The organism is Caulobacter sp. Root655, assembly GCF_001427665.1.
Taxonomy (GTDB): Bacteria; Pseudomonadota; Alphaproteobacteria; order Caulobacterales; family Caulobacteraceae; genus Caulobacter.
Window position 1 is genome coordinate 178,163 of the sequence record NZ_LMHC01000012.1, and the last position, 19,955, is coordinate 198,117.

24 protein-coding genes are annotated in these 19,955 nt (G+C 69.1%); 15 read left to right on the forward strand and 9 right to left on the reverse strand.

Going from position 1 to position 19,955, the window contains the following annotated elements; genetic code table 11:
- Positions 1-2: 2 nt before the first annotated feature.
- Positions 3-1,844: an arginine--tRNA ligase gene (locus tag ASD79_RS09915; RefSeq protein ID WP_056721066.1), complete on the reverse strand. Its 1,842-nt coding sequence runs from the start codon at positions 1,842-1,844 to the stop codon at positions 3-5.
- Positions 1,841-2,554 carry a hypothetical protein gene (locus ASD79_RS23805; protein ID WP_056721068.1) on the reverse strand — a complete coding sequence of 238 codons (714 nt, stop codon included), beginning with the start codon at positions 2,552-2,554 and terminating at the stop codon, positions 1,841-1,843. The genes ASD79_RS09915 and ASD79_RS23805 overlap by 4 nt, the downstream gene beginning before the upstream one ends.
- Before the next feature lie 151 nt (positions 2,555-2,705).
- Here ASD79_RS23805 and ispH point away from each other — a divergent pair, with 151 nt between their 5' ends.
- Genes ispH through rnhA form a run of 3 tightly spaced genes read left to right on the forward strand, consistent with a single transcriptional unit; the run spans position 2,706 to position 5,130 of the window.
- Positions 2,706-3,677 carry a 4-hydroxy-3-methylbut-2-enyl diphosphate reductase gene (gene ispH, locus ASD79_RS09925; RefSeq protein ID WP_056721070.1) on the forward strand — a complete coding sequence of 324 codons (972 nt, stop codon included), beginning with the start codon at positions 2,706-2,708 and terminating at the stop codon, positions 3,675-3,677.
- Positions 3,678-3,721: 44 nt separating this feature from the next.
- A complete protein-coding gene (gene thrB, locus ASD79_RS09930) occupies positions 3,722-4,684 on the forward strand; it encodes a homoserine kinase (RefSeq protein ID WP_056721072.1) in 963 nt (320 codons plus the stop codon).
- Positions 4,681-5,130 carry a ribonuclease HI gene (gene rnhA / locus ASD79_RS09935; protein ID WP_056721074.1) on the forward strand — a complete coding sequence of 150 codons (450 nt, stop codon included), beginning with the start codon at positions 4,681-4,683 and terminating at the stop codon, positions 5,128-5,130. The genes thrB and rnhA overlap by 4 nt, the downstream gene beginning before the upstream one ends.
- A gap of 99 nt (positions 5,131-5,229) precedes the next feature.
- Here rnhA and ASD79_RS09940 read toward each other — a convergent pair whose 3' ends face one another.
- Positions 5,230-6,114, reverse strand: a complete 885-nt coding sequence (locus ASD79_RS09940; RefSeq protein ID WP_056721075.1) for a LysR family transcriptional regulator — start codon at positions 6,112-6,114, stop codon at positions 5,230-5,232.
- A 78-nt stretch (positions 6,115-6,192) separates the two neighbouring features.
- Here ASD79_RS09940 and ASD79_RS09945 point away from each other — a divergent pair, with 78 nt between their 5' ends.
- Together ASD79_RS09945 and ASD79_RS09950 are read left to right on the forward strand one after the other, a co-directional pair.
- Complete coding sequence (locus ASD79_RS09945) at positions 6,193-6,846, forward strand: FMN-dependent NADH-azoreductase (protein ID WP_056721076.1); 654 nt, start codon at positions 6,193-6,195, stop codon at positions 6,844-6,846.
- The gene (locus ASD79_RS09950) at positions 6,843-7,172 is read left to right on the forward strand and encodes a multidrug efflux SMR transporter (protein ID WP_056721077.1); all 330 of its coding nucleotides are present in this window, start codon (positions 6,843-6,845) and stop codon (positions 7,170-7,172) included. The genes ASD79_RS09945 and ASD79_RS09950 overlap by 4 nt, the downstream gene beginning before the upstream one ends.
- Positions 7,173-7,397: 225 nt before the next feature.
- On the opposite strand, the gene ASD79_RS09955 is transcribed toward ASD79_RS09950, so the two are convergent.
- Together ASD79_RS09955 and ASD79_RS09960 are read right to left on the reverse strand one after the other, a co-directional pair.
- Positions 7,398-7,712: an NIPSNAP family protein gene (locus ASD79_RS09955; protein WP_056721078.1), complete on the reverse strand. Its 315-nt coding sequence runs from the start codon at positions 7,710-7,712 to the stop codon at positions 7,398-7,400.
- A gap of 91 nt (positions 7,713-7,803) precedes the next feature.
- Positions 7,804-8,229 carry a rhodanese-like domain-containing protein gene (locus tag ASD79_RS09960; protein WP_056721080.1) on the reverse strand — a complete coding sequence of 142 codons (426 nt, stop codon included), beginning with the start codon at positions 8,227-8,229 and terminating at the stop codon, positions 7,804-7,806.
- Positions 8,230-8,316: 87 nt separating this feature from the next.
- On the opposite strand from ASD79_RS09960, the gene ftrA reads away from it, so the two are divergent.
- Both ftrA and ASD79_RS09970 read left to right on the forward strand, forming a co-directional pair.
- Positions 8,317-9,309: a transcriptional regulator FtrA gene (gene ftrA, locus ASD79_RS09965; RefSeq protein ID WP_056721082.1), complete on the forward strand. Its 993-nt coding sequence runs from the start codon at positions 8,317-8,319 to the stop codon at positions 9,307-9,309.
- A 286-nt stretch (positions 9,310-9,595) separates the two neighbouring features.
- Complete coding sequence (locus ASD79_RS09970; RefSeq protein ID WP_056721084.1) at positions 9,596-9,964, forward strand: hypothetical protein; 369 nt, start codon at positions 9,596-9,598, stop codon at positions 9,962-9,964.
- A 382-nt stretch (positions 9,965-10,346) separates the two neighbouring features.
- Here ASD79_RS09970 and ASD79_RS09975 read toward each other — a convergent pair whose 3' ends face one another.
- A complete protein-coding gene (locus ASD79_RS09975; RefSeq protein WP_235524386.1) occupies positions 10,347-10,943 on the reverse strand; it encodes a TetR/AcrR family transcriptional regulator in 597 nt (198 codons plus the stop codon).
- Between the two features lie 192 nt (positions 10,944-11,135).
- Between ASD79_RS09975 and ASD79_RS09980 the strand changes: the two genes are divergently transcribed.
- The 7 genes from ASD79_RS09980 (at position 11,136) to ASD79_RS10010 (ending at position 17,404) form a co-directional block, all read left to right on the forward strand.
- Positions 11,136-12,470 carry a cytochrome P450 gene (locus ASD79_RS09980; protein WP_056721088.1) on the forward strand — a complete coding sequence of 445 codons (1,335 nt, stop codon included), beginning with the start codon at positions 11,136-11,138 and terminating at the stop codon, positions 12,468-12,470.
- A 1-nt stretch (position 12,471) separates the two neighbouring features.
- Positions 12,472-13,572 carry a hypothetical protein gene (locus ASD79_RS09985; protein ID WP_056721090.1) on the forward strand — a complete coding sequence of 367 codons (1,101 nt, stop codon included), beginning with the start codon at positions 12,472-12,474 and terminating at the stop codon, positions 13,570-13,572.
- A complete protein-coding gene (locus tag ASD79_RS09990; protein WP_082584867.1) occupies positions 13,569-14,594 on the forward strand; it encodes a phosphotransferase family protein in 1,026 nt (341 codons plus the stop codon). Before ASD79_RS09985 ends, ASD79_RS09990 begins: the two co-directional genes overlap by 4 nt.
- Positions 14,594-15,025 (forward strand): hypothetical protein, encoded by a 432-nt coding sequence (locus ASD79_RS09995; protein ID WP_056721092.1) that lies wholly within the window; start codon positions 14,594-14,596, stop codon positions 15,023-15,025. Before ASD79_RS09990 ends, ASD79_RS09995 begins: the two co-directional genes overlap by 1 nt.
- 93 nt (positions 15,026-15,118) lie before the next feature.
- On the forward strand, positions 15,119-15,469 hold the full coding sequence (locus tag ASD79_RS10000) for a hypothetical protein (protein WP_056721093.1): 351 nt from the start codon (positions 15,119-15,121) through the stop codon (positions 15,467-15,469).
- 253 nt (positions 15,470-15,722) lie between these two features.
- Entirely contained in the window at positions 15,723-16,646 is a 924-nt protein-coding gene (locus ASD79_RS10005; RefSeq protein ID WP_056721095.1) for an ABC transporter ATP-binding protein, read from the forward strand.
- Positions 16,643-17,404: an ABC transporter permease gene (locus ASD79_RS10010; protein ID WP_056721098.1), complete on the forward strand. Its 762-nt coding sequence runs from the start codon at positions 16,643-16,645 to the stop codon at positions 17,402-17,404. Before ASD79_RS10005 ends, ASD79_RS10010 begins: the two co-directional genes overlap by 4 nt.
- 186 nt (positions 17,405-17,590) lie before the next feature.
- Here the strand turns inward: ASD79_RS10010 and ASD79_RS10015 are convergent, their stop codons facing one another.
- The 3 genes from ASD79_RS10015 to ASD79_RS10025 are packed head-to-tail and all read right to left on the reverse strand — an operon-like array spanning position 17,591 to position 19,481.
- On the reverse strand, positions 17,591-18,043 hold the full coding sequence (locus tag ASD79_RS10015) for an NfeD family protein (RefSeq protein WP_056721100.1): 453 nt from the start codon (positions 18,041-18,043) through the stop codon (positions 17,591-17,593).
- Between the two features lie 4 nt (positions 18,044-18,047).
- Positions 18,048-19,013: an SPFH domain-containing protein gene (locus tag ASD79_RS10020; protein ID WP_056721103.1), complete on the reverse strand. Its 966-nt coding sequence runs from the start codon at positions 19,011-19,013 to the stop codon at positions 18,048-18,050.
- 33 nt (positions 19,014-19,046) lie between these two features.
- A complete protein-coding gene (locus ASD79_RS10025; RefSeq protein ID WP_056721104.1) occupies positions 19,047-19,481 on the reverse strand; it encodes a TIGR02301 family protein in 435 nt (144 codons plus the stop codon).
- Between the two features lie 218 nt (positions 19,482-19,699).
- Between ASD79_RS10025 and ASD79_RS10030 the strand changes: the two genes are divergently transcribed.
- Entirely contained in the window at positions 19,700-19,909 is a 210-nt protein-coding gene (locus ASD79_RS10030) for a hypothetical protein (protein ID WP_056721106.1), read from the forward strand.
- Positions 19,910-19,955 lie beyond the last annotated feature (46 nt).

The window sequence follows — 19,955 nt, forward strand, 5'->3', positions numbered from 1 at the left end:
GCCTACATCCGTTCCGGCGCTTCGATGCCCAGCAAGGTCAGGGCCAGTTCCAGCTGCCGCAGCGCGGCCTCGGCCAGGCCCAGGCGCGAGGCCCGAACGGCCGGGTCGTCGGCGCCGAGGATCGGGCAGGCGGCATAGAACCGCGAGAAGGTCTGGGCCAGCTTGTAGGCGTGCTCGGCCACGAAGTTGGGGGCCTTCTTGTCGTAAGCCTCGGCCAGCGCGCCCTCGAAGCCGTCGAGCAGCAGGGTCAGGTCCCGCTCGGCCGGTTCGGCGACGGTGATCGGGCCCGAGACGACGTTCTGCTCGGCGGCCTTGCGCAGGATGCTCTTGATGCGCACCGACTGGTACAGCAGGTACGGCCCGGTCTTGCCCTCGAAGCTGGTGAAGCGGTCGAGGTCGAAGACGTAGGAGGTGCCGCGGAAGTTCTGCAGGTCGGCGAACTTCAGGGCCGCGACCCCGACCTTCTGGGCGATGTCCTCGAACACCTCGGGCGCCAGGTCGGAGCCGAGGCCGGCTTCGCGCAGGCGCTCGCGGGCCTTCTCGCGGGCCATCTCGATCAGGTCGTGCAGCTTGAGCACGCCGCCGGCCCGGGTCTTGAACGGCTTGCCGTCGCTGCCGTTCATGGTGCCGAAGCCGATGTGCTCCAGCGAGCCCGGCTCGGCGTAGCCAGCCAGGTAGGCAGCGCGGAACACCTGCTCGAAGTGGTCGGCCTGGCGCTGGTCGACGCAATAGAGGATCAGGTGCGGATCGAACGACTTGCGGCGGTCCAGGATGGTGGCCAGGTCGGTCGTGCCGTACATGGCCGAACCTTCCGACGACACCACCAGCAGCGGGTCGGGGCTTTCGACCTCGACCACCGAACCGTCGGGCAGCTTCTTCTTCTTGGTCTCGCCGGGGCGGGCCACGCGGACGATGCGAGCGCCCTGGTCGTCGACCAGCAGGCCCTTGACCTCCAGCTGGCGGACCATCGGGGCGATCAGGTCCTGCACGTCGCTCTCGCCCTTCCAGAGGTCGAAATCGACGCCCAGGGCGTGGAACTCGCGCTCCAGAGCCACGCGGCTGATGGTCACGAAGTGGCGCCACAGCAGGCGGTAGCCGAAGCGGCCGTTCTGCAGCTCGGCGGTCGCCTTGCGGGCCCGCTCCTTGAATTCGGGGTCGTCCTTCTGGCGCTGCGAGGCCAGGGGATAGAGGCGGTCGAGGTCTTCCAGGCTGACGCGCGAGGCGAACTCGCCCATCACCGTGGCCTCGTCGGCCTTGGAGAAGTCGCGCGGCGCCTCGACCAGGCGGTCCAGCAGGGCGCGGATGAAGGCGTCCTCGTCCATGATGGCGCTGATCAGCAGGCCCATCTGGAAACCCCAGTCGCCGAAGTGGGCGTCGCCCACCACGTCGTCGCCGCGGAACCGGTACAGGCGCTTGACCGACTCGCCGATGATCGAGGCGCGCAGATGGCCCACGTGCATCGGCTTGGCGACGTTGGGGCCGGCATAGTCGATCAGCACCCGGCGCGGCTGGGCCAGGGGCTCGGCCCCGGCGCGCGGATCGGCGGCGATCTCGCGGGCCCGGGTCGACAGAGCGCCCGAGCTGACGCGCATGTTGATGAAGCCGACGCCGGCGATCTCGACCGAGGCCAGGCGCGGGTCGGTCTTGAGGATGTCGACCACCTGGACGGCGATCTCGCGCGGATTGCGCTTGGCGCTCTTGGCGGCCGCCAGGGCGCCGTTGCACTGGAAATCGGCCAGGTCGGGACGATCGGACGCGGTGACGCGCCCGAAGTCGGGGGACAATCCGGCGGCCTGGAAAGCGGCCGCGGCCGCCTCGCTCAGGGACCGCTTCAAATCAATCATGGTTTGGTCGGGACCTGGGTCTGCTGGCCTTGGGCCTGTTGGGTCTGACCGGCATTGACCCGGAAGCGCTTGCCGTCACGATTGAAGGCGGCCATTTCCGGGGTCACGTCGAAGCCGATCAGCACTTCGAAATTGGAGCCGCTGACCTTTTCGTCGGCGCGCGGGATGGTGATGGTCTTCAGGACTTCGGTGGCGTAGACGCGATCCTGGCCGGAGGCGAAGTTGACCGGCAGGTCGAAATATTCCTTGGCCAGGACGTCCTTGTTGCGCTCGGTCACCGCCACCCAATAGCGATAGATCTTGCGGTTGTCGGTGGCCTGCGGGCCGCGGCCCAGCTCGAACAGCATCTCGACCTGCATCTTGATGGGGTCGTTGCTCTTGTAGGCGCAGCCCGACGACAGGCCCTGGATCTCGCCGGTATAGGCGGTCGAGGCGGCCGATTCCTTGCCGTCCTTGAACTCGATGTAGCGGCTGGCGTCGTACAGCACCTTCACATAGGGGCACGGGCCGGCGTTGCGCAGCTGGGCCAGCGGGGCCTTGGGCTGATTCCACTCGTCGTCGCGCTTCTTCTTCTTGCCGGCCTGGTCGTCGTCGCCGCCGCCGCCCTGGTCCTGGCCGGGCCGACGCTGCTGCGCGTGGACGGTCGTCGCCGTGGCGGCGATCGAGAGGGCCATCAGGGCGCTGAGGGCGACGGAGAGCTTGCGGCGCATGAAACGTCCGGTCCGAAAATGAAGAGCCTGTATGGGAAGTCCCCATCGGCGTCATGGAGCCTGATAAAGGCATATGCGTGACGTCGCAATGTGCAGCGGAGTTCTGGGCCGACGCTGGCGCGAAAGGCGCGGAACCCTTAGGTTCAGCGGCATGAACGCCCATACGCCGATCCCGCCCCTTGGCCGCCCTCCCCTCCGTGTCGTCCTGGCCAGCCCGCGCGGCTTCTGCGCCGGGGTCGACCGGGCGATCCAGATCGTCGAACGGACGATCGAGAAGTTCGGCGCGCCGGTCTATGTCCGCCACGAGATCGTCCACAACCGCCACGTGGTCGACCGTCTCAAGGCGCTGGGCGCGGTGTTCATCGAGGAACTGGACGAGGCCCCGACCGACCGCCCCGTGGTGTTCTCGGCCCACGGCGTGCCCAAGTCGGTGCCGGCCAGCGCCAAGGCCCGCGAGATGGTCTATCTGGACGCCACCTGCCCGCTGGTCTCCAAGGTCCATGTCGAGGCCCAGAAGCATTTCGACGCCGGGCGCGAGATCGTGCTGATCGGCCACGCCGGCCATCCCGAGGTGGTCGGCACCATGGGCCAGCTGCCCGAGGGCACGGTGACCCTGATCGAGGACATCGACGACGCCCGCGCCTGGGTCCCCAAGGACGCCGGCAACGTGGCCTTCCTGACCCAGACCACCCTGTCGGTCGACGACACCGCCGAGATGGTCAACCTGCTGAAGGAACGCTTCCCGGGCATCGCCGCCCCGCACAAGGAAGACATCTGCTACGCCACCACCAATCGCCAGGAGGCGGTGAAGATGCTGGCGGAAGCCTCGGACCTGATCCTGGTGGTCGGCTCGAAGAACTCGTCCAACTCGGTGCGGCTGATGGAGGTCGGCCGGCGGGCCGGCGCCAAGGACGCCCACCTGATCGACGACGCGCGCGGCATCGACTGGTCGTGGTTCTCGGGCGTCGCCAGCGTCGGCGTCACCGCCGGCGCCTCGGCCCCGGAAGACCTGGTGCAGGGCGTCCTCGACGCCATCGCCGGCCGCTACGAAGTGACCGTCGACGAACTGATCGAGGCTCGCGAGACGGTGACCTTCAAGCTGCCGCGACTGCTGACGACGTAACGGCGGCACTTGACCGCCAGCGCCGCCTCCCCCATCCCCGCCCCATGGCCGTCTATACCGACATCACCGACGACGAACTCGCCGCCTTCCTGGGCGACTACGACCTGGGCCAGGCCCTGGCGTTCAAAGGCATCGCCGAGGGGGTGGAAAACTCCAACTTCCTGCTGGAAACCGAAGCCGGGCGCTACATCCTCACGGTCTACGAGCGGCGCGCCAAGCCCGAGGACCTGCCCTATTTCCTCAACCTGCTGACCTGGCTGGCCGATCGCGGCTATCCCAGCGCCAAGCCGATCGCCGACCGTTCGGGCGCGACGCTGAAGACCCTGCGCGGCAAGCCCGCCGCCCTGGTCGAGTTCCTGCCCGGCCTCTCGGCCCGCCGCCCCACCGTCGCCCACTGCCGCGAGGCCGGCGAGGGCCTGGCCTGGCTGCACCTGGCCGGCGAAGGCTATCCCGCCCGCCGCGCCAACGACCTGGGCCAACCGCACTGGGCCCCGCTGTTTTCCAGGCACCGCAAGGACGCCGACGGCCTGAAGCCCGGCCTGGCCGCGACCATCGACAAGGACCTGGCCGAGCTGGCCCTGGCCTGGCCGCGCGGCCTGCCGTCGGGGGTGATCCACGCCGACTATTTCCCCGACAACGTGTTCTTCAAGCCGGACGGCAAGTTCGCCGCCGCCATCGACTTCTACTTCGCCTGCGACGACGCCTTCGCCTACGATATCGCCGTGACCCTGAACGCCTGGTGTTTCGAGGCCGACGGCAGCTTCAACGTCACCGCCGCCCGGGCCCTGATCGCCGGCTACGAGCGCCGGCGGCCGCTGAGCCCGGCCGAGCGCGAGGCCATCCCGATCCTGGCGCGCGGGGCGGCCATGCGTTTCTTCCTGACCCGCCTGGCCGACTGGGGCTCGACCCCGGCCGGGGCCCTGGTCAGGCCGAAGGACCCGCTGGAATACGAGCGCAAGCTGGCCGTCCACCGCGAGGGCCTCAGCCTGTTCGGAGCCGGCGCGTGACCCCCAAGCTGGTGATCTATACCGACGGCGCCTGCCGGGGGAATCCCGGCCCCGGCGGCTGGGGCGCCCTGCTGATGTACGGCGACAAGAAGAAGGAGCTGTGCGGCGGCGACCTGGCGACCACCAACAACCGCATGGAGTTGATGGGCGCCATCCAGGCCCTGGAAGCGCTGAACAAGCCGACCAAGGCCGAGCTGCACACCGACAGCCAGTACGTGATGAAGGGCGTCACCCAGTGGATCCACGGCTGGAAGGCCAAGGGCTGGAAGACCGCCGACAAGAGCCCGGTCAAGAACGTCGACCTGTGGCAGCGCCTGGACGCCGCCCGCGCCAGGCACGACGTCGACTGGCGCTGGGTCAAGGGCCACGCCGGCCATGTCCACAACGAACGCGCCGACGAGCTGGCGCGGCTGGGGATGCTGAAGACGCTGGGCGAGAAGCCCTAGAGCGTTTCCCGACCTGATTGCATCAGGCCGGGCGCTCTAGTCTTTTGTTTTGACGCGTTTTCTTCACGCGAACCGGTATCCACTTCGCTTGAAAACGCACTAGGTTCCCTCGAACAGGTCCCGCCGCTCGGCCAGTCGCCGGTATATCTCGTCCAGGAAGGCCCGGATGCGTCCGGCGGTCGTCAGGTCGGGGTGGGTGAGCACCCACAGCTCCGTCGCCAGCTCGGCGATCGGATCGCCTAGCCGCCGCAGACCGGGATCGAGGTCGCCGAGATAGCAGGGCAGGACGGCGCGCCCCAGGCCCGCGCGCGCCGCCTCGCGCAGGCTGACCAGGCTGTTGCCGCGAAAGGTCGCCCTCGCCGACAGGCCGCGCTCGGCCATCCAGCGACTGAGCTTCAGCGCCGAAAGACTGTCGTCCGGCGCGACCCAGTCGCCCTCGCCCTGGCCGGTGTCGCCGGGCGCGCCATAGACGGCGAAGGCCAGGGCGCAGACCCGGCGGCCGGTCAGGGTCGGCGGCGGATCGAGCGCCGGGCGGATCGCCACGTCGGCCTCGCGCCGCGACAGGTCGGCCATGGCGTTGGAGACCCCGGCCTCGACGACGATCTCGGGATAGGCGCCGCGAAAGGCCGCCAGCATCGGCGGCAGGGGCCCGGCCATCAGGGTGTCGGTGGTGGCCAGCCGGACCGTTCCGGAGGGACGGCCCTCGCGGCCCTCGAGCGTGCGTCCCAGTTGCGTCAGTCGCGCCTCGATCGCTTCGGCCGCCTGGACCAGGGCCTCGCCGGCGGCGGAGGGCGCCAGGCCGGCCGACGTCCGCTCGAACAGCCGCACGCCCAGCCGGGCCTCGAGGCTCCTGAGCCGTCGAAACATCGTGGGATGGCTGACCCCGATCGTCCGCGCCGCGCCGGAGAGCGATCCGGCGCGAGCGATCGCCAGCGCCACCCGCAGGTCGTCCCAATCTGTTTGTTCAAAATTGAAATCAGGCATTGCGATCCTGGCTATGGCGGAGATCGATTCTGAAATCCTTATAGGGCGCTCCGATCCCCGGCAACGGAGCCTCCCGCCATGCCTCGCCTGCTCCATATCGAAGCCTCGCCCCGCGACGCGCGCTCGCGGTCGTCGGCCATCGCCCGCCGGCTGCTGGACCAGGTCCGCGTCGCCGCGCCGGAAATCCGCATCGACGTCCTCGACGTCTGGCGCGAACCCCTGCCCGCGTTCTCGGGCCAGACCCTGGACGCCAAGTACGCGGTGCTGGCCAAGACCGAACACACGCCGGCCCAAGCCGAGGCATGGCGCGCCGTGGTCGCCCTGGTTGAGCGCCTGCGCCAGGCCGACCACCTGCTGATCTCGACGCCGATGTGGAACCTGTCGATCCCCTACCGGCTCAAGCATTATATCGACCTGGTCACCCAGCCGGGCCTGACCTTCGCCTTCTCGCCGGACACCGGCTATCGCGGGCTGCTCGGCGGGGTCGGCGCGACTCTGGTCCAGGCCAGCGCCGGCGACTTCGGTTCGGGCCGCGACCCGCGCCCCGACTTCCAGAAGCCCTATCTGCGCGCCTGGCTGAACTTCATCGGCGTCACCGACATCGCCGAGGTCGCGGTCGAACCCACCGTCGGCGCTCCGGACATCGTCGCCCAGGGCCAGGCGCTGGCCGAGCGCGAGGCCGATCGGCTGGCGTCCAGGCTGCTCGTGACCTTGGGCGAGGTCGCGCGATGACCCCGTCCATGGCCTGGATCGCCCTGGTCGCGGCGGCGGGGCTGGACGTCGTCTGGGCGTTGACGATGAAGCGGGCCGACGGCTTTCGCCACCTCGGCTGGACCCTGGCTTCGCTGGCGGCGCTGGCCGGCCTGGTCCTGCTGCTCGGCCGCAGCCTGCGGGTGCTGCCGGTGGGTACGGCCTATGCGGTCTGGACCGGACTCGGCGCGGCCGGGACCGTCCTGCTGGGCGCGGCGCTGTTTGGCGAAACGCTGACGCTGGCCCGGCTGGCCTGGATCGCCCTGATCGTGCTCGGCGTCATCGGCCTACGCTTCCAGGAGGTCTAGGGCGGATCGACATTCAGGCGTGATCCCCAACCTGTCGTCATTCCCGCCCTTGTGGCGGGAACCCCTGGTTCAGATGACGGTGAAGCGCCTTGGCGCGCTGGCGCGCCACACCCCCCGCCCTTGCGGCGGACAAAGGGGTTCCCGCCACAGGGGCGGGAATGACGGGTATTAAGGGATGGTTCGGAGACCGGTCGAACGGCCCGAAGCGCTGAATGTCGATACCGCCTAATCTCCACCCTCGAACACCGGACGCATGAAGCTGCGCTCGTAGCTGACGATGCAGCGGGTGCGCTCGCCCAGCGCCAGGGCTTCCTGGCATTCCGGGTCGTCCGGGATCCGGGCGCGATACGCCTCGTAGGTGGCCAGGCTGGGGAAGCTGAACAGCGCCAGGGCGATGTTGCTGGCTCCCTCGCTGGGCAGGAAATAGCCGTGATGGACGCCGCCCATGCGGTTGACCAGAGGGATCCACAGCTTCGCATAGGCCTCGAACTCGGCCAGCTTGTAGGGATCGATGACGTAGCGCAGGTAGCAGGTGATCAAGCACGCCTCCGTTCGCGAAGAGCCCTCGCCCGGGCCATGACGGACGGCCCGGGCGAGAGTCCTGTCCATTAGCCGCGCCGGGCGACCGAAGTCACGCGGCGGCGGCCAGCTTGCCCGGCTCGGCGCCCGTCGCGAACGCCAGCCCCTCGTCCTCCCAGCCGGTGATCCCGCCGATCATCAGCTTCACGGGCCGGCCCAGATGGGCCAGCCGCAGCGCGGCCCGGTCGGCGCCGTTGCAGTGCGGGCCGGCGCAATAGACGACGAACAGGGTGTCGGAGGACCACGCCGCCATGCGCTCGGCGGTGATCTCGGCGTGGCGCAGGTGGATCGCCCCGGGCACGTGCCGGCGGGCATAGGCCTCCGGCGTGCCGACGACGTGCAACAGCACGAAATCGACGTCGCCGGCCTTCAACGCGGCGCCGACGTCCGAGCAGTCGGTCTCGACGCTGAGCCGGCGGGCGAAGTGGGCGACGGCGTCCCGCGGCAACGCGGCGGGGATGGCGGAAACAAAGCTCATGGCGGCCTCCTCTGTTGGGCGACAGCAGACTTGCCCCAAGGCGGCGCATCGCGTTAGCTGGCACGATCGCCATAGGCCGTAAAGATCATGCCAAAGCCGCCTGAACGCTCGATCCTCCCCAACCGCCTGCCCCCAAACCGCCTGGTGGTCGCCCTGGCCTATGACGGCCTGTGCACCTTCGAGTTCGGCGTCGCGGTCGAGCTGTTCGGCCTGCCCCGTCCCGAGATGGGGCCGGACTGGTACCGGTTCGCGACGGCGGCGATCGAACCGGGGCCCCTGCGCGGCCTGGGTGGCGTGCAGGTGACGGCCGACGGCGGGCTGGACCTGGTCGAGCAGGCCGGCACGGTCATCGTCCCCGGCTGGCGCGGGGCCGACGCGCCGGTCCCCCAGCCGCTGATCGACGCGCTCCAGGTCGCCCATCGAAGGGGCGCGCGGGTGATGTCGATCTGCTCGGGGGTGTTCGTGCTGGCGGCGGCGGGCCTGCTGGCGGGACGCAAGGCCACCACCCACTGGCGCTATGTCGACATATTGCGCGCCCTCTATCCAGACATCGATGTGCGGCCCGACGTGCTCTATGTCGACGCCGGCGATGTCCTGACCTCGGCCGGCAGCGCGGCGGGCCTGGACCTGGGCCTGCACCTGGTGCGCCGCGACTACGGCCCCGAGGCCGCCAACACCGTCGCCCGCCGGCTGGTGGCGCCGCCGCACCGCGACGGCGGCCAGGCCCAGTTCATCCAGCGCCCCGTGCCGATCGTCCACGAGAGCGCCCGGCTGGGTCCGGCCCTGGAGCGGATGCGCGCCGACCTGGCCGGCGAGCATACGGTCAAGGCCCTGGCGGGCGCCGCCGGCATGAGCCCCCGCACCTTCTTGCGCCGCTTCGAGGCCGCCACCGGCACGACGCCCGCCCGCTGGCTGCTGGCCGAGCGCCTGGCCCGGGTCCGCGACCTGCTGGAGACCAGCCCGGCCGGCGTCGAGCAGATCGCCCAGTCGGTCGGCTTCGGCGCCGCGGCCCTGCGCCACCACTTCCGCAAGTCGTTCGCGACCACGCCCCAGGCCTACCGGGCCCGGTTCGGCGGGTAGGGCAGCGGCCTTTTGGCATGCGCCGTGCGTCCTTCGAGGCTCGGCTTCGCCTCACACCTCAGGATGAGGACGGTTTTCTGAGTTCCTCATCCTGAGGCGCCCTCCATGGGAGGGCCTCGAAGGACGCACGGCGCTTCAGCCGTTCCCAAGCCGTTCAACCGCCCCTGCTTCAGAACAACCTTCACCACCGGACCCATTTCGGCCCCATCCCGGTCGTGCCCTCGCCCAAAAGCCGCGCCAGCCTGTCTGTGACAGTTGGGGGACATTTCAACATACTGGAAACCGAATGCGCTCATTTGTGAAACTCGCCGCCGCCGCCGTCGCGCTCGCCGTCGCCGCGCCCGCCCTCGCCCAGACCACCGCCCCGGCGGATCAGACCACGCCTCCCGCCGCGCCGGCCGAAGGCGCCGCCCCAGCCGCCGGCGCCCCTGCCGCCGCAGCGCCCGTGGCCGCCGGACAACCCGTCAAGGACAGCACCGGCGCCGTGATCGGCGAGGTCGCGGAGGTCAAGCCCGACGCCAGCGGCAAGCCGATGGCGACCATCAAGATGGGCACGGACTCCTTCGCCGTGGCCGTCGCCAACCTGGCCGTCAGCGACGGCGCGACCCTGATCAACGCCACCCAGGCGGAGATCAAGGCGATGCTGAAGAAGTAGGAACCCCGGAGAGGGGGGCGGGCCTGCAACAAGATTGAACGTCTGAAACGATCCGACCGTGAAAAGACCTCAGTCGCGCCGTTGCAAAGCCCCGTTCGACGCCCAATCTCTTCTTCGACGCGGACAACCCGGCTCTCCCCCCCGGCCGGCCCCAGCGTCCTGCAAGTGCAGCGTCCGTGCCTCTCCCCCAGGCACGGGCGCTGTTTGCGTTTGGGGGGATAGAGCCGGTTGCTTCTCGTTGAACCGCACCTCTCCCACCGCCGTCTTCCCGGCGAAGGCCGGGACCCAGATTCATCCTGGGCGGCTCGTGGGCTTCACCTGGGCCCCGGCCTTCGCCGGGGAGGCGGAATAAGGGCGGCGGCTCAGCCCAAGCTCCTCCCCCTCAACCGCCCCGCAGCAGCCGCCACCAGCTTTCGGCCATGGCGTCCAGCAGCGGGTCCAGCGGCATCGAGGCGCGCTGGACGATCACCACGTAGGACAATCGCTCCAGCTGGACCATCTGCATCAGCAGCCGCATCCGCGCGGCCGGCCGCTCGGCGTCGGGGAAGCGGGCCAGGTAGCGGGGCATGCTGTCGATGAACAGGTTGATGAAGCGCAGGTAGTCGTCGGCCAGGTCCGGGTCGGCGACATTGGCCTCGGTGGCGACGGCCAGCAGGTTGCGGCGCTCCTCGGTCTGGTCGGCCATGCCGGCCGCCAGCCAGGCGCGGACCGCGTCCTTCGTCGGATCGACCAGGGCGTCGAGCGCCGCGAAGTTCGCCTGGATGTTGGGGACCAGGCGATCGCCGATGGCGTTGGCCACGTCCTCCTTGTTGCGGAAATGCAGGTAGAAGGTGGCGCGGTTGGCGCCGGCCGCCGCGGCGATCTGCTCGATGGTCACCGCCCGGAAGCCACGCTGGCTGAACAGGTCGACGGCCGCGTCGACCAGGCGCTCGCGCGTCAGCCGCCGCTGCGCCTCGCGCAGGCCGCCTGTTCGTTCCATCGCCGCTCGCGCCAAGGCCTGCTTTCCTCCGGGACACGTCTGGGGGACAGGCGCATGCGCCTGTCCCCGTCCGCGCTCATTGCCATATCCCATGAATCGACGCCAGTAGATTGACACGACATGTGTCGTCTGAACTATTCGAACGAAACCACGCGACGAAGTTCGCGGGTCCATAGGGAAGGCCAGCGAGCCATGCAGCTTGTCAGCGAAACCGCGATCGACGGCCTCGAGGGGCCGGGCGCCCCGACGGTCTTCCCCATCCTCGACATCGACCTGTCGGAGATCCAGCGGTTCACCGGCGGCCAGCCCTATGGCGACTTCGCCCGCATGCGGGCCCAGGCCCCGGTGATGTGGCACCCCGAGCCCTATGGCGGCCCCGGTTTCTGGGCGGTCACCCGCCACGCCGACGTCATGACCGTGAACGGCGATCCGGAGACCTTCTCGTCGCGCAAGGGCGGCATACTGATGGCGCACGGCGACCCGCAGAAGCGCCACGCCCTGCTCTACCGCGCCTCGATGGACGCGATGATCAACCTCGACGGCGCCGAGCACATGCAGCTGCGCCGCGAGCACATGAAATACTTCACCCCTGGCTACCTGCGCGGCGTGGCCGAGGCGGTGAAGGCCGAGGTCACCCGGCTGCTGGACGCGATGGCCCCGCTGGGCCACTGCGACCTGGTCGAGCGGTTCTCGTCGCGCCTGCCGCTGTTCACCCTGTGCGAGATCCTCGGCGTGCCGCCCGAGGACCGCGGCAAGTTCCTGCGCTGGATGCACTATCTGGAGCTGGCCCAGGACCTGGCGCTGAAGCAGCACCTGGCGCCCGTCACCCCGACCCTGGAGCTGATGCAGTTCGTCCAGGACTTCAACACCAACGTCGAGGAGATGTTCGACTACGGCCGGACCATGCTGCACAAGCGCCGGCTGGAGCCCCAGGCCGACCTGATGAGCGCCATCGCCGCCGCCCAGGTCGACGGGACCCTGCTCAGCGACGAATATCTGGACGGCTCGTGGCTGCTGATCGTCTTCGCCGGCAACGACACCACCCGCAACACCTTGTCGGGCGCGATGAAGCTGCTGACCGAATTCCCCGACCAGAAGGCGCGGCTGGTCGCCGATCCGTCGCTGCTGCCGGGCGCGGTCAACGAGTTCGTCCGCATGGTCAGCCCGGTGATCTACATGCGCCGCACCGCCACCCGCGACGCCGAGGTCGCCGGCCAGGCCATCCGGGCGGGCGAGAAGGTGGTGATGTATTACGGGGCCGCCAACCGCGACGAGGCGGTGTTCGACCAGCCCGACCGGCTCGACATCACCCGCCCCAACGCCGACAAGCACATCGCCTTCGGCTACGGCCCGCACGTCTGCATCGGCAAGCGGGTGGCGCAGATCCAGCTGGAGGAGGCCTATCGCCAGATCCTCGGCCGCTTCCCGGACATCCATTGGACCGGCGACATCGACATCGCCCCCAACAACTTCGTCCACGCCATCCGCCGCCTGGACGTCGCCTTCACGCCCGGCGGGACGGTCTGAGATGGCGCTGACCCGGGGCGATGACTATCCGATCCACCAGACGGCCGAGCCCGTGGCCTATGCCGGCACGGACCGCAATTTCTACGACCGCTACTTCTTCAATGGCTACCCAGCGGAAGGCGACGGCGACGCCTTCTTCGCGGCGGCCTTCGGGGTCTATCCGCACCTCAACATCGCCGACGCGGCGTTCTGCTGGATGAAGGACGGTCGGCAGGTCAACCTGCACGCCAGCCGCTGGCTGGAGATGGAGCGGATGGACCTGGCCGTCGGGCCCATCACCATCCAGGTGCTGGAACCGCTGCATCGGCTGAAGATCGCCGTCGAGGCCCCCGAGCAGGGGATCCGCGCCGAGGTCACCTTCGAGGGCCGGTCGTTCCCGATCGAGGAGCCGCGCTTCACCCGGCGGATCGGACCGCGCACCCTGCTGGACTACACCCGCCTGACCCAGAACGGCCGCTATACGGGCTGGATCGAGGTCGACGGCCAGCGCCACGACCTGGACGGCTTCGTCGGCACGCGCGACCGCTCCTGGGGCGTGCGGCCGGTCGGGGCGCGCGACCCGCAGGAGGCCGCGCCGACGGCTCCGCCGCAGTTCTTCTGGCTGTGGAGCCCCTGCGCGTTCGAGGACGGCGACCTGTTCTTCCACACCAATGACGACGAGCATGGCCGGCCCTGGAACCGGCGGGCGGTGTGGGCGCCGCTGGGCTCGGAACGCGACGGGGCCAGCGACTTCGACGCGGCAGCCTACGGCGTCGACTGGCGCCCGGGCACACGGCACGCCACGCGGGCCACGCTCAGCCTCCCCGACGGCGAGGTGACGATCCAGCCCCAGGCCGAATTCTTCATGCTGGGCCTGGGCTACGGCCATCCGGTCTGGGGCCATGGCCTCAACCATGGCCCGCTGAAGGTCGAGCGCGAGGACTTCGTGCTGGCCGACCTCGACCGCGCCATGCCCCACCACCTGCACATCCAGGCCGTGTCGAAGGTGACCTACCGGACCGCCGACGGCCGCGTGCGGGTCGGGCGCGGGGTGTTCGAGCAGCTGGTGCTGGGGCCGCACGCGCCTTCGGGCTTCAAGAGCATCCTGGACCTGGCTTCGTGAGCGGGAGCCTGGCCCAGCGGCTGGAAGCCTATCTCACCGACCTGTGGGGCGCGCCGACCACGGTGGCGAACCTGTCGCGGATCTCCGGCGGAGCCAGCCGCGAGACCTATCGGCTGGACGCCGAAACGGGCGGCGTGACCCACGGCATGATCCTGCGCCGCGACCCGACCGGCAGCCTGATCGACACCGACCGGCGGCTGGAGTTCCTGGCCTATCGCACCGTCCACGGCCATGTCCCCGTGCCCCAGGCCATCGCCCTGGAGCAGGACGGCGGGGCGCTGGAGCGGCCGTTCTTCCTGATGGAGCGGATCGACGGCGGCGTGGTCGCCTCGCCCTTCACCTTCGACCCCTACGGCGCCCACGCCGAGGCGCTGGGCGAGCGATTCTTCACGATCCTGGGCCAGCTGGCGGCGCTGGACCACGAGGGGACGCCGATCCGCGAGGCCGCCGCGCTTCCGGTCGCCGGGGACTGCTGGCGCATCGCCCTGGACCACTGGGCCGGAGTGATCGAGGCCGACGAACAGCATCCGCAGCCGATCGTCCGGGCCGCCATCCGCCATCTGCGCCGCAACCCGCCGCCGCCGGCCCAGCGGGTGGCCCTGGTGCACGGCGACTACCGGACCGGTAATTTCATGCACGACGGGGCGGGCCGGATCCTGGCCGTCCTCGACTGGGAGATGGTCCATCTGGGCGACCCGATCGAGGACCTGGGCTGGGCCTTCGACCCGCTGTGGAACCACTTCGACGAGACCAGGGTCGGCGGGATGATCCCGCAAGAGCGAGCCATCGCGATCTGGGAGGCGGCCAGCGGACTTCGGGTCGATCCAACCGCCCTGGCCTGGTGGTCGCTGTTCAACGCCGTCAAGGGCCAGGCGATCTGGACCTCGGCGGCCAAGGAATATCGCGACGGCGGCTTCACCGATCCGATCCTGGCGATCTCGGGCTGGTACACCGCGCGGCGCCACGACCAGATCCTGGCGGAACGTCTCGCCGACTTGGCCGCGTTTGGGGAGGGCTTCTGATGACCCCCGCCCTACCCGACATCCTGCGCGGCAATTTCCTCAGCCTGGCCGTGCCCGCTCCGCCCGAATCCCAGGGCGAGTTCATGACCGGCCGCATCGGGGTGATCGCCCTGCTGTCGCTGCTGGCCGCCCAGGAGGTCGAGCGCGGCCACCCGGCGCGGGCCTGGGAGAACGACGCCATCGCGGCGGTGCTGGCGGAGGCGGCGGAGGTCTATGGCGCTCAGTACGCCGACGCGGCTGACATCGTCGCCGCCGACCTGTCGCTCGAAACCCTCGACCGCGCCAACGCCGCTCTGCGCCGGGCGCTGATCGCCCTGCACGAGGCGGTGGAGGCCGCCCGCGACCTGCCGCGCCACCGGGCGATCGTGGCGCTGTACGGCGAGATGGCGGAGGCGCGGCGGCTGGATTTGCCACCGCTGCCGGCGCGGTAGGCGATGAGTAACATTTTTCGTCACACACTCGCCCCTACATTGCGCCGCGACGACCCCTCGGCCATACTCAAGCTCTACAACCATGGGGCGGTCATGAAGAACAAGTTTGTCGCTCTGGCGGGGGCGATCGTCGCGATGACGGCCGCCGCGGTTCCCGCTCATGCGTCAGACGCCCAATTGGGCGTCATCAGCCATGTTCTGGGAATGTCGAATGGAGCCGTGCTCTTCAGCACCAATGGTTCAAGAGGACCTCGCCCGGCGTGCTCGGGGGCTGGCCTGGACGCCCGTTACGCGATCAACGCCAGCACTCTGGTCGGCCAGTCGCAGCTCTCGGCCTTCATGACCGCATATACGCTCAAGAAGCGCATCTTCATTCGCGGGACGGGCACCTGTTCGATCTGGCCTGACACCGAAACCGTGGATTATTTCGAGATCGAAGACTGAATATTGGGACGTCATCGTCGCCGCGTTCGGTCTGGGCGTCTCGACGGTCATGGCGTCCGGATCGCAGCGGCGGCGAGGCGCATGAGGCCTGGGAAGTGGATGGCCCCACCGTCGTGGCGCGTGGCGGCCAGGGAGACGCCAACCACAAACTTCCCTCATATCCCTCATGAGCCCTAGCCAAGCCCGCGCTCCCGCCCCATCTGCCCCAGGCGGCACGGTTCCAGGGAGGGACGGCCCGCAGCCCAGGGGCCTCATGCCAATCATATCCGTTTCCGGTCTGACCAAGACCTATGCTTCCGGCCACCAGGCCCTGAAGACCGTCGATCTCGACATCCGCCAGGGCGAGATCTTCGCGCTGCTGGGTCCCAACGGGGCCGGCAAGACCACGCTGATCAGCATCATCTGCGGCATCGTCAATCCCAGCACCGGCACGGTGATGGCCGACGGCCACGACGTGGTGAAGGACTACCGCGCCGCCCGGGCCAAGATCGGGCTGGTGCCGCAGGAACTGAACACCGACGCCTTCGAGACCGTCTGGGCCACCACCCGGTTCAGCCGCGGCCTGTTCGGCAAGCCGCCCAACGACGCCTATATCGAGAAGGTGCTGCGCGACCTGTCCCTGTGGGACAAGAAGGACAGCAAGATCATGGCGCTGTCGGGCGGCATGAAGCGCCGGGTGATGATCGCCAAGGCGCTGAGCCACGAGCCGCGCATCCTGTTCCTCGACGAGCCCACGGCCGGGGTCGACGTCGAGCTGCGGCGCGACATGTGGGAGATGGTCCGGGGCCTGCGCGAGAGCGGCGTCACCATTATCCTGACCACCCACTATATCGAGGAGGCCGAGGAGATGGCCGACCGGATCGGGGTGATCAGCAAGGGCGAGATCATCCTGGTCGAGGACAAGGACGTCCTGATGCGCAAGCTGGGCAAGAAGCAGCTGACCCTGCAACTGCAAAGCCCGCTCGCCGCCATCCCCGCCAAGCTGTCCGACTACGCCCTGGAGCTGGCGGCCGAGGGCCACGAGCTGATCTACACCTTCGACGCCCAGGCCGAGGACACCGGCATCGCCGGCCTGCTGCGGCGGCTGGGCGAACAGGGCGTCGACTTCAAGGACCTGCACACCAGCCAGAGCTCGCTGGAAGAAATCTTCGTCAGCCTGGTGAGGGACGCGAAATGAACCTTCACGCCATCAAATCCATCTACCGCTTCGAGATGGCCCGCTGGTTCCGCACCCTGGCCCAGAGCGTCATCTCGCCGGTGCTGTCGACCTCGCTGTATTTCGTGGTGTTCGGCTCGGCCATCGGCTCGCGGATGCAGTCGATCGACGGGGTCAGCTACGCCGCCTACATCGTGCCGGGCCTGATCATGCTGTCGCTGCTGGGCGAGAGCATCTCCAACGCCTCGTTCGGCATCTACATGCCCAAGTGGGCCGGGACGATCTACGAGCTGCTGTCGGCCCCGGTGTCGTGGGTCGAGACGGTGATCGGCTATGTCGGGGCGGCGGCGACCAAGTCGGTGTGCCTGGGCCTGCTGATCCTGGCCACGGCGCGGATCTTCGTACCCTACGAGATCGCCCACCCGTTCTGGATGCTGGGCTTCCTGGTGCTGACCGCCATCACCTTCAGCCTGTTCGGCTTCGTGATCGGGGTCTGGGCCGACGACTTCCAGAAACTGCAGATCGTGCCGGCCCTGATCGTCACGCCCCTGACCTTCCTGGGCGGCAGCTTCTATTCGATCAGCATGCTGCCGCCGATCTGGCAGAAGATCACCCTGTTCAACCCGGTGGTCTATCTGGTCAGCGGCTTCCGCTGGAGCTTCTACGGGGTGTCGGACCTCAACCCGGTGGTCAGCTTCGCCGCCACCCTGGGCTTCCTGGCGGTGTGCCTGACCGGGGTGTGGTGGATCTTCAAGACGGGGTACCGGCTGAAGACGTAGGGGGTTTTTAGAGACCCTCTCCCGGAGGGGAGAGGGAGGGGCCCGCGTCCCGAAGGGACGTGGGAGGGTGAGGGGTGACGCCCTCACCGTTTTCCATGAGCGCCCTGCCGGCACGCCGGTCGACGTCTAAACCCCTCACCCTCCCAAGCTCCGCTTGGGCCCCTCCCTCTCCCTTTGGGAGAGGGCCTACCGAACCGTCAGCACCGCGCCGTCGATGGCCACGATCATCACCCGCTGGCCCACCGCCGGCGGTGGGCCGTCCTGGACCACCGCGGCCCATTCCTTGCCGTCGGCGAACACCCGGCCCTTGCCGTTCTCGAAGGCCAGAACCTCGCAGTCGCGACCGATCAGCCGCAGGGTGGGGTCGTTGAGGTCGGGCTGGTGTGGCCCTTCGAGCGCCGGCTGCAGGAAGCGCCGCGCCAGGTAGGTGGCGACGATGGTCAGCACCGCGAACAGTCCGACCTCGATCGCCAGGCCCGGGGCCACGACCAGGGTCATCAGCCCGACCACGGCGGCGCTGGCGGCCGGCCACAGCAGCCAGCCGGTGCCGGTGGCCACCTCGGCCGCCAGGAAGATCGCCGCCACCGCCAGCCAGACCCAGAACGGATGGGTCGCGTAGAACAGCATCAGGCCGTCCATGGCGTCAGGCTCCGCGGCCAGGGCTTCTGGGGGGTGTCGGCGGCACGACGGTGCGCGGCCCATCGCCGCCGCCGAGGGTCTTCACCAGCTCGGCGACGCCCGCCACCGTGCCGGTCAGGCCGGCGAAGTCGGCCGGCACGATCACGGTCTTGGCGTTGGGCGACCGGGCCAGCTCGCCGAACGCCTCGACGTATTTCTGGGCGATGAAGTAGTTGATGGCGTTGACGTCGCCCTTGGAGATGGCTTCCGACACGAAGGCGGTGGCCTTGGCTTCCGCCTCGGCCGAGCGCTCGCGGGCCTCGGCGGTGCGGAAGGCGGCTTCCTTGCGGCCCTCGGCCTCGAGGATGGCGGCCTGCTTCTGGCCCTCGGCCCGGGCGATGGCGGCCTGCTTCTCGCCCTCGGCCTCGGTGATCACCGCCCGCCGCTCGCGCTCGGCCTTCATCTGCCGGGCCATGGCGTTGGTGATGTCGGCCGGCGGGGTCAGGTCCTTGATCTCGATGCGCGCCACCTTGACCCCCCAGGGGTTGGTGGCGTGGTCGATGGTGGCCAGCAGGCGGGTGTTGATCAGGTCGCGCTGGCTCAGCACCTCGTCCAGCTCCATCGAGCCGACCACGGTGCGCAGGTTGGTCTGGGTCAGCTGGGTGATGGCGTACATCAGGTTGTCGACCCGGTAGGCGGCCTGCGAGGCCTCCATCACCTGGATGAAGACGATGGCGTCGACCTTCACCGAGACGTTGTCCTTGGTGATCACCTCCTGCTGGGGAACGTCGAGCACCTGCTCCATCATGTTCACCCGCCGGCCGATGGCCTCGACGAAGGGGGTGAGGATGCTGATGCCGGGCTTGAGGGTGCGGGTGTAGCGGCCGAACCGCTCGACGGTGAATTCGCGCCCCTGGGGCACGATCTTGATCACGTTGACCACGAGGAAGATGGCCAGCGCCACCAGGATCAACGGCACGATAAACGACATCACAAAGCGCCCCCCACAACCGATGGAGGCAGACTAGCGCGCCGCTTCGTCGTCCGCCACGGAATCCGGCGTCGCTTGGCCGTCGGGCGCCTGGGTCCGCATCGACCGGGCCAGCTTGGCGGCGATCGCCTGGCCGTGGCGGGCGGCGGCCTGCTCCGCCCGCCGGCTGTCGTCGTCGCACTGCGGGAACTCGCCCTGGCGGGCGGCGAAACCGGTGTTGAACTTGTCGCGCAGCTGGGCGTCGAAGGCCTGGTCGGCCTTTTCCACATCGGTCAGCCGCACCATGCGCGAGCGCCAGTACTGGTCGCCCGCGCCCTGGCAGACCTGCCGCAGGGCGTGGCTCTCGCCGATGGTGAAGGCCAGGTCGAGCAGCTTCTGGCGCTCCACGGGGCCGCGGTCCTGGGCGACGGCGGCGGTCGGGGCTAGCAGGGCGAGCGCGGCGAGAGCGTGAAGCAGCGGGCGGTTCATGGCCGCACTATCCCCATCGACGAGGCTTCTGTCACCGTCCCGCGCGGACTCTTTGTTTTGACGCGTTTTCTTCACGCGAACCGGCATCCACTTCGCTCGAAAGCGCTCTAGGCGAACCCCGTGGCCAAACCAAGACTCCAATAGGCCTTGCGAAGGCCACGGATCGGAGCGACCCTGTGGATAACGCTGGGATAAACGCAAGCGCAGGGAGGTCGACCATGACTGAAGTGCACTATGGGGTCGTCCGCGTCGGGGACACCTGGGCGATCATCGGCGACGCCCTGCGGGTCGGCGCCTACACCACGCGGCGCCAGGCCGAGCACGCGGCGCGCAACCTCGCCGAACAGGCCACGGGCGTGGGCGTTCCGGTCCAGATGCACCTGCAGGACGAGACCGGCGAGCTGCTCAAGCCGACTTTGCTGAGCTGACTCAACCGATCGCGCGAACTTTTTCAATCAAGCACCCAAAGGGTTG